The organism is Actinoplanes sp. CA-015351 (genome assembly GCF_050955685.1).
Classification (GTDB): domain Bacteria; phylum Actinomycetota; class Actinomycetes; order Mycobacteriales; family Micromonosporaceae; genus Actinoplanes.
Window position 1 is genome coordinate 3,120,751 of the sequence record NZ_CP192102.1, and the last position, 11,276, is coordinate 3,132,026.

An 11,276-nucleotide genomic window follows, 5' to 3' on the forward strand; every position below is an offset into this window, starting at 1 on the left:
CCGTTCACGGCAATCGCGCTGTTTCGGCGTTGCCGCGCTGGATTCCGCCGCGTAGTGCGTTGAGCCGGTCCCGGACCGCCTCGGGTGAATCAGTGACCGGAGCCGGCTTGTCCGCCGAAGCCGAAGCCGAAGCCGAGGCGGAAGCCGCCGTCGAAGGCGAGACCGAAGCCGGGGCCCGCTGTGCGCGCGGCGTCCGTTTGCGCAGCCCGTTCACGGTCCGGGGCGCTGTGGCGTCGGTGGCTGGGATGTCATCGAGAACCACGTATTCGATCGCGGTGGAGACAAGAGGCCGGTCGGCGGTGATGACGCCGGCCGGAGCCGGCTCGGGTGCCGGCGCCGGCTGCTGTGCCTGCGGCGCCTGGGGGAGACGCCGAGGCTCGACCGCCGCGGTGACCGGTCGAGCCGCCGGTCGGGGCGTGGAACCGATCGTCTGCTGCTCGGCCAGTACCTCGGCCGGCAGCGTGATCCGTGCCGTCACACCGGTCACCGGCGACGGCGTGAGCTGGACCTCGATGCCCATCTGCTGGGCCAGCCGGCCGACCACGTAGTGACCCAGGAAACGGGCCGGCGCGGTGATGAAGTCGCCCTCGCCGCGCAGCCGCTCGTTGGCGCGCTGCATGTCGGCCACCGACATGCCGATGCCCTGGTCGGTGACGGCGATCAGATAGTTGCCGCCGATCCGGCGGCCGTGGATCTCCACGTCGACATCCGGCGGGGAGAACGCCAGACCGTTTTCGATCAGCTCGGCCAGCATGTGCGCGATGCCGCTGACGGTGGAACCGTTCACCAGCGTGTCGTCCACCCGGCGCAGGGTGACCCGGCGGTACTCCTCGACCTCGGAGACGGCGGCCCGGATCACGTCGGAGACCTGCAGCGGGTCGGACAGCTGCCGGGGGCTGGCCGCGCCGACCAGGACCAGCAGGCTTTCCGCGTTGCGCCGCATGCGGGTGGCGAGGTGGTCAAGTTCGAAGAGGTTCGCCAGTCCGGTCGGGTTCGACTCCTCCCGTTCCAGCTTGGTGATGAAGCCGAGCTGGCGGCGGAGCAGGTTCTGGTTGCGCCGGCCCAGGTTGGCCAGCGATTCGGCGGTGGTCCGGCGCAGCGTCGCCTGCTCGGTGGCGAGCGAGTACGCCGTCGCCTGCACCCGGTCGAACGCGTCGGCCACGAGTTTGACCTCGATGCTGGCGCCGCGGGGTACGCGTACCGACGACGGCGGGGCGGTGCTGTCGCCGGTGGCCGCGCGCTGGACCGCCTCGGGCAGCTGTGTGCCGGCCAGCCGGTTCGCCTCGTTGGCCAGCACCGACAGCGGCCGGGCGACCGAACGGGACGCGACGGTGGCGAGCCAGACCGAGCCGGCCAGGCACACCAGGACGGCGCCGAGCAGCACGCCCATGCGTACCGTCGCCTCGTCCTCAAGGGTGGTGGCGCGGGCCGTGATGACCGAGCCGATGTGGTGTTCCAGCTGGAGCATGTCGTCGAGCACGGTGGTCTGCGCGGACCACCAGGACTGCGGGTTGACCTGGAGGTACCTGCCGTCGCCGGACCGGAGCGCGACCTCTTCGAAGTACGCCGCCTCCCGTGCCGCGCCGGTGTCCAGGGCGTAATCCCGGGCGGCCCGTTCGGTGCTGTTGGCGTACCTGTCGAAGGCGGTGAGCGCCGCGTCCTTGGTGGAGCGCATGGTGACGAACTGGAGGAACTCGCCGCGCTTGAAACCGCTGGCGGAGAAGACACCGTTGAGGAACGCGCGCTCCTGCGCGGTGGCCTCCTTGATGTCGCCGAGCGCTTCCAGGGCGGCGGCGCCCCGGCTCAGCTCCTCGTCGCTGGTGCCGTCCAGGTCGAAGTCGAGATTGCCCAGGTCGGCGATGCGCGCGCTGTAGAAGGCGAAGGTGGCGGCCCGCTCACCGGAACCGGTGTCGGTGCCGGCCCGGACGCCGGACAGGCCGTCCAGCTGCTGCACCGCGGCGGCGACCCGCTGCTCGACGACACCGCCGTCCTCCAGCAGGCCCTCGACCTGGGTACGCCTCAGGTTCACCTGGTCGCGGGCCGGAGCCAGCTCGGCGCGGAAACCGTCGTTACCGCCCAGCAGGCCCGCGGTCAGGCCACGTTCGTCCTGAAGGCCTTGGATCAGCTCCTGGACGGCGAGGTCGATGGTGACGGCGCGGGCGGTGGCGGAGGCTGAGCGGTAGTTCCCGATCTCGCCGACCGCCACGATGGTGAGCAGCACCAGGGTGGTCGCGACCGGCAGGGCCAGTGTGCGGACCACCCGCCGGCGGATCGTGCCACCGGCCCTGCGGGGACGGGCGTGGGCCGGCGTGTCCTCGCCGTTGGGTTCGGCCAGTTCGGCGCCCTCGGCCTGGACGGACAAGCGATCAGCTCCTCTGTCGGCTGCCGGCGTGGCCCCGTGACTACCGGCATGCAGATATACACAAAGATGGTGGAGTGGCGCACAGCGAAATAGCGGTCTCCGGTAATGGGGAACTGATCTTCGGAGATCGCCGGAACAGGATCTTCTCTTTGTCCTAGATGGTCAACAGTGGGAGCCGAAATTTACGTCAGTGGAACCGCAAACACTCATGGGAGCGCTTCCACGGCGAATTCCCGGCTCGCGTCGACCAGCCAGCCGGCCAGATGGTTCGCGAACGATGCCCTTACCAGCACCCAGAAATCCGATTCCCGGCGAAGAATGATGACCGGCGCGTGCGCCAGCGTGGTTTGCACACAGGCGCCGACCGGAAAGACGCTGGGGTGCAGATCGGTGGCGCAGCCGAGGGCGAGGATTTCCCGGACATGCGGGCCGCCGAGAGCGATGGTGGTCCGCTGTGCCGAGACATCCACGACGGACCCTTCCCAGCGGTGTTCGGAAAAACCCCCGGGAGGGCCGACCGCCAGCCATTCGTCCGGACCCAGCCACAGAATGTCCACGTCACCGGATCGGGAACTCGTTCCCGCCGACAGGGGCAGCGACGGGTCCGGCTCCTTCCGGATGTTGATCTGGGTCAGGAACGGAACCTCGGCGATGGTGACCGGCCCCTCGGGAAAGCTGAAGCCGCCGAGGGGGGAGTTCTGCTCAGCCATCGCGGCGGGCGCCTTCCGGGTCGTAAAGCACGGAACCGGTGATCGTCACCGGCGTCGGGTCGTCGCCGAGCGTCGCCCAGATCGTCTGCCCGATCAGGTCGCGGCCGCCGCGAACCAGGCCGAGCGCGAAGGTACGACCCAGCGCCGCACTGTGATACGACGACGTCACGTGTCCCAGCGACGTCCGGTCCACGATCAGCGCGGCGCCCTCGGTCAGCAGGCTCCCGTCGTCGGAGAGCAGGCCCACCAGGTGTTTCCGGTCGGCGCGGCTGTTCTCCGCCCGGGAGAACGAACGTTTGCCGAGGAAGTCGGCCTTCTTCGTGGAGACCGCCCAGCCGAGGCCGAGGTCGTGCGGGGTGACAGTGCCGTCGGTGTCCTGCCCGATGATCGGATAACCCTTCTCGGCGCGCAGCACGTGCATGGTCTCGGTGCCATATGGCATGACCCCGAGCTCAGCGAGCGCCTCCCACAAGGAGAGAGCGTCCCACCAGGTCACGTTGATCTCGTAGGCCAGCTCGCCGGAGAAACTGATCCGGCAGACCCGGGCGTCCAGGCCGGCGACCGTGGCGTCGCGCCAGGTCATGAATGAAAAGCCGTCCTTGCTGACGTCCAGGCCGGGTGCGATCGCGGCGAGCACCTCGCGGGATCGGGGGCCGACAAGCGCGACGGTGGCCCACTGCTCGGTCACCGAGGTGCAGCGCACCCGCAGCTCCGGCCACTCGGTCTGCAGCCACTCCTCCATCCAGTCCAGGATCGCGGCGGCGTTGCCCGTCGTGGTGGTCACCAGGAACCGGGTTTCGGTCAGCCGGATGACGGTCCCGTCGTCGAGCACCATCCCGTCCGGCCGGCACATCACGCCGTACCGGATCGCGCCGGGCTTCAGCGTGCTGATCATGTTGGTGTAGAGGCGGTCCAGGAACTCGCCGGCGTCCTCGCCCTGCACGTCGATCTTGCCGAGGGTCGAGGCGTCCATCATGGCGACGTCCTCGCGGGCGGTGCGGCATTCGCGCAGCACCGCGGTGGTCATGTCCTCACCCGCACGGGGGTAGTACCAGGGCCGTTTCCACTGGCCGACGTTCTCGAACTCCGCGCCGTTCGCCTCGTGCCAGGAGTGCAGGGCGGTGACGCGTACCGGGTCGAAACGCATGCCTCGGTCGCGACCGGCCAGCGCGGCGAAACTGACCGGCACATAGGGCGGCCGGAACGTGGTCGTGCCCAGCTCACCGACGTCAACACCGAGCAGCTCCGCGACGACACCGCTGGCCAGCGTTCCGGACGTCTTGCCCTGGTCGTGCGCGGTGCCCGCGGTCGTGTACCGCTTCACATGCTCGACCGACCGCATCCCGGTGCCGGTGGCCCGCGCGATGTCCGCGACCGTCACGTCCCGCTGGAGATCCACGAACTGCGTGCTCTCGTCACCCGGCAGCATCCAGACAGCCAGTCCCGGCGTGACCTCGCGCTCCTTGATCTTCGGTATCGCCGGTTCCACCGGCACGAAACCCACGGCCTGCGTCGCACTCCGGCCGGCTGCCGCGCCTGCGCTCAGACACAGACCCAGTTGGTACGAGCCTGAGGCTGAGCCGGCGACGTGCAGTGCCTGCCGGCAGTGGCCGTCCGGGCGGAAAGCGGCAAGCGTGTCGTCGTAGGCGAGCCGTCCACCGGCCTGGCTGTAGAGCGCCCCGACCGGGTTCCAGCCACCGGAGACGAGCAGCAGGTCGGCGTCGAGATTCCGCTCGGCGCCGTCCGGTCCGCGCAGCGTCACCGCGCTGACCTGGTCCGCACCGGTCACCCCGGCGACCGCCCAGCCGGGCAGCACCTCGATGTCCAGTCCGTCCCCCGCGCCTGATCCGCCCGGGCGCAGGTCGGCGATCGCGGCGATCTCGACACCGGCCGCGTGCAGGTCCCGGGCCGCCGCGTAGGCGCTGTCGTTGCTGGTCAGCACGACGGCGCGGCGGCCGGGTAGTACTCCGTACCGATGCAGGTAGGTGCGTGCGGCGCCGGCGAGCATGACGCCGGGCAGGTCGTTGCCGGAGAAGGCGAGGGAGCGTTCGTGTGCGCCGGTGGCAAGCACCACCTGCCGGGCGCGGATGCGCCAGATGCGTTCCCGGGATTTGTGCGCCGGCGCGGCCGCACCGAGATGGCCGGTGCGCCGCTCGACGGCGATGACGTGGTTGTCGTCGTAGTAGCCGAACGCGGTGGTCCGGGTCAGCACCCGCACCTCGGGCGCGGCCTTTAGGCCGGCGGCGGCCGACGCGACCCAGTCGAGCTGCTCACCGGTGCCGAGAAGGCTGCCGCCCAGCTGCGGCTGGTCGTCGACCACGATGGTCCGCGCTCCGGACGCGGCGGCCACCGACGCGGCGGCCAGCCCGGCCGGGCCGGCGCCGATCACCAGGACGTCGCAGTGCGCGTGCGTGGCGTCGTACCGGGCCGGGTCGGGCCGGTCGGCGAGCCGTCCCCGGCCGTTCAAACTCCGGGCCACCAGACCGTCGTAGAGCTCGATCGTGGTGGCCGGCAGCATCGGCTCCGGGAACGGCTCCTCGATCTGGACCAGAGCGTTCGGCTCCTCCACCCCGGCCGCGAAGATCCCGCGCGGCCGGCCCAGCCGGATGCTGGTCGCGACCTGGCGGACGCCGTTGGCCAGCAGCGCCGACGCGAGCGTGTCGCTTTGAAGGCCCTGGTACTCGACGCCGTCGAAGGTGAAACGCAGCGGACGGTCACGGTCGACGAGCCCGCCGTTGCCGGCCCTCACGCGTGGATCTCGTTCGTCACGGTGTCGCGGACCAGGGTGAACCAGCGCCGGCAGCCGGCGGTGTGACACCAGCGCTCCCGGAACGCGCCCTTCGGGTTGTCCCGGAAGAACAGGTACTTCGCCCACTCCTCGTCGGACAGCTCACTCGGGTCGCTGGGATAGGCCACCCCGGCCTGCCCGCCGTAATGGAACTCGGACTCGTCGCGGCGCCCGCACCACGGGCAGGGGATGAGCATCATTTTTCTGTCCCTATGACTTCAGTGGGCGACCGCGGCGGCGCCGTGTTCGTCGACGAGCGCACCGGTGACGAACCGCTCCAGGCTGAACGGTGCGTTCAGCGGATGCGGCTCGTCGTGCGCGATGGTGTGCGCGTAACACCAGCCCACACCGGGGGTGGCCTTGAACCCGCCGGTGCCCCACCCGCAGTTGAGGTAGAGGCCGTCCACGCGTGAGAGCCCGACGATCGGGGAGGCGTCCGGGGTGACGTCCACGATGCCGCCCCAGGTACGCAGGACGTGGGCGCGGGCGAAGACCGGGAACAGCTCCAGAGCCGCTGACATCTGGCGTTCGATGATGTGGAAGGCGCCGCGCTGGCCGTACCCGTTCCAGGTGTCGATGCCGGCGCCCATCACGAGTTCGCCCTTGTGCGCCTGGCTGACGTACACGTGTACGGCATTCGACATGACGACGGTCGGGTGGACCGGTTCGAGAAGCTCGGAGACGAGCGCCTGCAGCGGATGACTCTGCAGGGGAAGCTCGACGCCGGCCATCTTCGCCACCACCGAGGTGTGGCCGGCCGCGCTGAGCGCGACCCGGCCGGCCCCGATGGTGCCCCGGGTGGTCTGGACCCCGGTGACCCGGCCGCCGCTGAGGACGAGGCCGGTCACCTCGCAGTTCTGGATCAGGTCCACGCCGAGGGCGTCCGCGGCCCGGGCGTAACCCCAGGCCACGTAGTCGTGCTTGGCGATGCCCGCACGCGGCTGGTATGTCGCGCCGTGCACCGGGTACCGCACGTCCGGCGAGATGTTGATGATCGGGCAGATCTCCTTGACCTGCTCGGGGCCGAGCCACTCGGCGTCGACCCCGTTGAGCCGGTTGGCGTGCACCCGCCGGACGCTGTCCCGCACGTCCTGCAGGCTGTGCGCCAGGTTGAGCACGCCCCGCTGGCTGAACAGGATCGGGTACTCGAGTTCCTCCTCGAGCCCTTCCCACAGCTTGAGGGCGTGCTCGTAGATCCCGGCGCTCTCGTCCCACAGGTAGTTGGACCTGATGATCGTGGTGTTGCGGGCCATGTTGCCGCCGGCCAGCCAGCCGCGTTCCAGCACCGCGACGTTGGTGATCCCGTGGTTCTTGGCGAGGTAGTAAGCGGTGGCGAGGCCGTGCCCGCCGCCTCCGACGATGATGACGTCGTAGGCGGCTTTGGGCTCCGGGTTACGCCACAACTGCTCGGGGTGCTCGGGCAGTTCTATTACTGGGCCGCTTTTTACTGGGCCAGCCACGCCTTCACCTTGTCAGGGTTGGCCTCGACCCACTTCTTGGCGGCGTCAGCAGCGCTCATCTTGTCCTCGGCGATGTACTTGGCGACGACGTTCTGGTCGTCGTTGGTCCAGTTGAACGCCTTGACCAGCTTGTACGCCGGGCCGTTCGCGTCGGCGAACTTCTTGCTGACGATCTTGTCGAGGTCGTACTCGGGGTAGTCACAAGCGATCTTCGCGGCATCGGCGTCACAGCCGGCCGTGTACGCAGGAAGGTTCACCTTCGCGAGCTTGAGCTCGGCCAGGAACCACTGCGGCTCGTAGAAGTACCCGATGACCGGGGTCTTCTTCGCCTCGGACTGGCGGAACGCGGTGATCAGCGCGGTCTCGCTGCCGGCGTAGACCACCTTGTAGTCGAGCTTCAGGTTCTTCACCAGGGCCTCGTCGTTGGTGACGAACGACGGGTCGCCGTCGAGCAGCTGGCCCTTGTCACCGGACTCGGAGGTCTTGAACATCGAGGCGTACTTGTTGAGGTTGTTCCAGTCGGTGATGTCCGGGTACTTCTCGGCCATCCACGGCGCCACGTACCAGCCGATGATGCCCTTGTTGCCGGTCGAGCCGGCGGCCACCGCTGTCTTCTGCTCGTCGATGTACTTCTTCTTGAGGTCGTCGTGACCCCAGTTCTCCACGACCGCGTCCACCTCGCCGGTGCCGAAGCCCTGCCAGGCGATCTCCTCCTTGAGGTCCTTCTTGGTCACCGTGCAGCCGAGGTCCTTCTCCGCGACGTACGCGATGACGGCGGCGGTGGCCTCATAACCGACCCACGGGTTGATGGCCAGGTTGAAGGTGCCGCAGTTCTCGGCGGCGGCCGACGAACCGGTGCTGCCGGTGTCGCCGATCTTCTCCCCGCCGCAGCCGGTCAGGGCAAGTGCCGTGACGGCGGCAGTCGCTACGAGTCGCTGCAATCTCATTATCGATGACCTTTCGGGGAATTCGAGGGATTGGATGCGCGTGCGATGCGGTCGAGCATGATGCCGAGCAGCACGATGGCCGCTCCGGCGGCGAGGCCCTTGCCGTACAGCTGGCCCTGGGAGAATCCGGCGACCACGTCGTAACCGAGCGCGCCGGCTCCGACCAGGCCACCGACAACCACCATGGACAGCACATAGATGAGGCCCTGGTTCGCCGCGAGGGTCAGCGACGAGCGGGCCATCGGCAGCTGCACCTTGGTGATCAGCTGCCAGGTGTTCGATCCGGCGGCCGTCGCGGCCTCGACCGTGGTGGCCGGGATGCCGCGGATGCCGTCCGCGACGATCTTGATGGCGACCGGTGCGGCGAAGACCACCGCCGCGACGATGGCGGTGAACCGGGTGGCCGAGAAGAGCGCCAGGAACGGCACCAGGTAGACGAACGCCGGCATCGTCTGGCCGGCGTCCAGGGCCGGGCGGATGATCCGGTCGGCGAACCGGTTGCGGCCCATCCACACGCCGACGACCACGCCGAGCACCATCACCAGCAGTGTCGCGACGATGGTCATCGCGAGGGTGGTCATGCTGTCCTGCCACAGCCCGGTGCCGATCAGCAGAGCGACACAGGCGGCGGTGGTGACCGCGGTCCGCACCGTGCCGAGCAGCGCGGCGAGCAGCACGAGGACCGTGCCGACCAGCCACCACGGCGACTCGACGAGCAGCGACTGCAGCGGGTTCAGCAGGGCGAAGGTGACCAGGTTCTTGATCGCCTCGGTGGCCGTGGACAGCTCGGTCTGCGCCCAGAACGTCACCTCGTCGGCGCCGCGCGAGATGGCCCGGCCGACACCGGCCTGGTCGGGGAACTCGGCAGCCCAGACGTAGGTGTAGGACATGTAGCAGCAGATCGCGGTCAGCACGCCGAGCCCGGCAGCGAGCGGCCGGCGGAACCGGTGGACGGCGCCGACCTGGCGTACCCGGTTGCTGGCCGCCGTGGTCACCCGGTCCAGCACGATCGCCATCACGACGATCGCGAGACCGGCGTTGAAGGCGGTGCCCACGTCGAGCGTCTGCAGCGCCTTGATCACCGTCTTGCCGAGGCCGGGAGCGTCGATGAGCGCCGCGATGGTGACCATCGACAGCGCGGCCATGATGGTCTGGTTGACGCCCAGCACGATGGTCCGCTTGGACAGTGGCAGCAGCACCCCGGTGAGCGTCTGCCGGCCGGTCGCGCCGAGCGAGTCGGTCGCCTCGACGGCGGCCCGTGGCACCGACCGGATCGCGTGCGCGGTGATCCGGATGGCCGGCGGCATGGCATAGATCAGCGTGGCGATCGTGGCCGAGGCCGGGCCGATCAGGAACAGCAGCGTCAGCGGTGCCAGGTAGACGAACGTCGGCATCGTCTGCATGAAGTCCAGCACCGGCGTGACCAGGGCGTTGAACCGGTCGGACAGCCCGGCCCAGATGCCCAGCGGGATGCCGATGAGCAGCGAGATCGCCACCGCCGAGAGGGTGAGCGCGAGCGTGTCCATGCTCTCCTGCCACAGCCCCTGCAGCCCGAAGAAGACGAACCCGCCGGCCGCCAGCAGCGCGACCCGCCAGTTGCCGAAGAACCAGGAGATGTACGCGACCACGGCGACCACACCGAGCCAGCCGAGCACCGGGACCGGCCGGCCGAACGCCGGCTGGGAGATCAGCGCCTGGACGAACGTGACCAGGGCGTCGATGCCGGCCCGGATCTCGTTGAAGAAGTACAGGAAGATCGGGCTGCTGTTCCGGTTGGCGCCGACCGTGTCGTTCACGTCGTTGAGCCACTCGTGCAGCGGGGTGAGGTCGGCGGGGGAGAGGCTGAGCGTGTGCGTCCCGTGTGCCGGGATCCAGATGAGCACCCAGGCCACCAGGATCGCTGCCACTTTCACCGGCTTGCTCAGCCTGATCCTGGGCCGGGAAACGGCTGCCGCCGTCGTGGCCGTCACGCCGGGACCTCCACCCCGGTGACCGCCGTCAGGATCTCCTCGTCGGTGACGACGCCGAGCAGCTCGCCGTTCTCGACCACCTTCACCGGCTTGCCGGCCGCGAGAACCAGCCGGACCGCGTCCCGGACGACCACCTCCGGGCCGAGCTCGGGACCGTCCAGGACGTCCTCCGGCCGGGGCAACCGCATGATCCAGCGGAGGGTGAGCACGGTGGCCCGGGGCACATCCTGGACGAAGTCCCGGACGTAGTCGTCGGCGGGCGCACCGACCAGCTCGTCACCGGTGCCGCACTGGACCATCGCGCCGTCGCGCATGATCAGGATCCGGTCGCCCAGCTTCAGCGCCTCGGACAGGTCGTGGGTGATGAAGACCATCGTCTTGCCGACCTCGCGGTGCAGCCGGATGACCTCGTTCTGCATGTCCCGGCGGATCAGCGGGTCCAGGGCGGAGAACGGCTCGTCGAAGAAGAGCACGTCCGGGTCGCCGGCCAGGGCCCGGGCCAGCCCGACCCGCTGCTGCATGCCGCCGGACAGCTGCTCCGGATAGCTGTGCTCGTAACCGTCCAGGCCGACCAGGTCGATGACCTCCTTGGCCCGCCGGGTCCGCTCGGCCCGCCCGGCCCCGCGGATCTCCAGCCCGTACGACACGTTGTCGACGACCTGCCGGAACGGCAGCAGGCCGAAGTGCTGGAAAACCATCGAGAACTTGCGCCGGCGCAGCTCCCGCAGCCGTTTCTTGTCGGCGGCCAGGATGTCCTCACCCTCGAAGACGATGCCGCCGGCGGTCGGCTCGATCAGCCGGGTGAGGCAGCGCACCAGAGTGGACTTGCCGGAGCCGGACAGCCCCATGACCACAAAAACCTCGCCGGGGGCGACGTCGAACGACACGTCGCGTACCGCGGCCGTGCAGCCGGTGCGGTCGATGAGTTCGCGCCGGGACAGCGCGGAGAGCTCGGCCGACTGCGGAACCAGCTCCGCCTTGTGCCCGAACACCTTCCACAGGTCCTTGACCGAGATGACTGCCTCGCCTGTCATCGCAA

8 protein-coding genes are annotated in these 11,276 nt (G+C 69.3%); all 8 read right to left on the reverse strand.

The genetic code is table 11. The features are described 5' to 3' along the window. Nucleotides 1–4 precede the first annotated feature (4 nt). Complete coding sequence (locus ACQP2E_RS14050; RefSeq protein ID WP_433831643.1) at nucleotides 5–2,362, reverse strand: nitrate- and nitrite sensing domain-containing protein; 2,358 nt, start codon at nucleotides 2,360–2,362, stop codon at nucleotides 5–7. Between the two features lie 206 nt (nucleotides 2,363–2,568). After that, nucleotides 2,569–3,072, reverse strand: coding sequence for a sarcosine oxidase subunit gamma (locus ACQP2E_RS14055; protein WP_433831645.1), 504 nt, complete (start codon nucleotides 3,070–3,072; stop codon nucleotides 2,569–2,571). Then, complete coding sequence (locus ACQP2E_RS14060; RefSeq protein ID WP_433831647.1) at nucleotides 3,065–5,821, reverse strand: 2Fe-2S iron-sulfur cluster-binding protein; 2,757 nt, start codon at nucleotides 5,819–5,821, stop codon at nucleotides 3,065–3,067. Before ACQP2E_RS14060 ends, ACQP2E_RS14055 begins: the two co-directional genes overlap by 8 nt. Further along, entirely contained in the window at nucleotides 5,818–6,060 is a 243-nt protein-coding gene (locus ACQP2E_RS14065) for a sarcosine oxidase subunit delta (protein WP_433831649.1), read from the reverse strand. The genes ACQP2E_RS14060 and ACQP2E_RS14065 overlap by 4 nt, the downstream gene beginning before the upstream one ends. Nucleotides 6,061–6,078: 18 nt before the next feature. Next, nucleotides 6,079–7,320, reverse strand: a complete 1,242-nt coding sequence (locus ACQP2E_RS14070) for a sarcosine oxidase subunit beta family protein (protein ID WP_433831651.1) — start codon at nucleotides 7,318–7,320, stop codon at nucleotides 6,079–6,081. Further along, entirely contained in the window at nucleotides 7,305–8,267 is a 963-nt protein-coding gene (locus ACQP2E_RS14075; protein WP_433831653.1) for an ABC transporter substrate-binding protein, read from the reverse strand. The genes ACQP2E_RS14070 and ACQP2E_RS14075 overlap by 16 nt, the downstream gene beginning before the upstream one ends. Continuing rightward, nucleotides 8,267–10,237 (reverse strand): ABC transporter permease subunit, encoded by a 1,971-nt coding sequence (locus ACQP2E_RS14080; protein WP_433831655.1) that lies wholly within the window; start codon nucleotides 10,235–10,237, stop codon nucleotides 8,267–8,269. The genes ACQP2E_RS14075 and ACQP2E_RS14080 overlap by 1 nt, the downstream gene beginning before the upstream one ends. After that, on the reverse strand, nucleotides 10,234–11,271 hold the full coding sequence (locus ACQP2E_RS14085; protein ID WP_433831657.1) for a quaternary amine ABC transporter ATP-binding protein: 1,038 nt from the start codon (nucleotides 11,269–11,271) through the stop codon (nucleotides 10,234–10,236). Before ACQP2E_RS14085 ends, ACQP2E_RS14080 begins: the two co-directional genes overlap by 4 nt. Nucleotides 11,272–11,276: the final 5 nt, after the last annotated feature.

Excerpts from the sequence above, each read along its gene's own strand:
- ACQP2E_RS14055 (WP_433831645.1), bottom strand. The coding sequence starts at position 3,072 with ATGGCTGAGCAGAACTCCCCCCTCGGCGGCTTCAGCTTTCCCGAGGGG.
- ACQP2E_RS14065 (WP_433831649.1), bottom strand. The coding sequence starts at position 6,060 with ATGATGCTCATCCCCTGCCCGTGGTGCGGGCGCCGCGACGAGTCCGAG.
- ACQP2E_RS14075 (WP_433831653.1), bottom strand. The coding sequence starts at position 8,267 with ATGAGATTGCAGCGACTCGTAGCGACTGCCGCCGTCACGGCACTTGCC.
- ACQP2E_RS14085 (WP_433831657.1), bottom strand. The coding sequence starts at position 11,271 with ATGACAGGCGAGGCAGTCATCTCGGTCAAGGACCTGTGGAAGGTGTTC.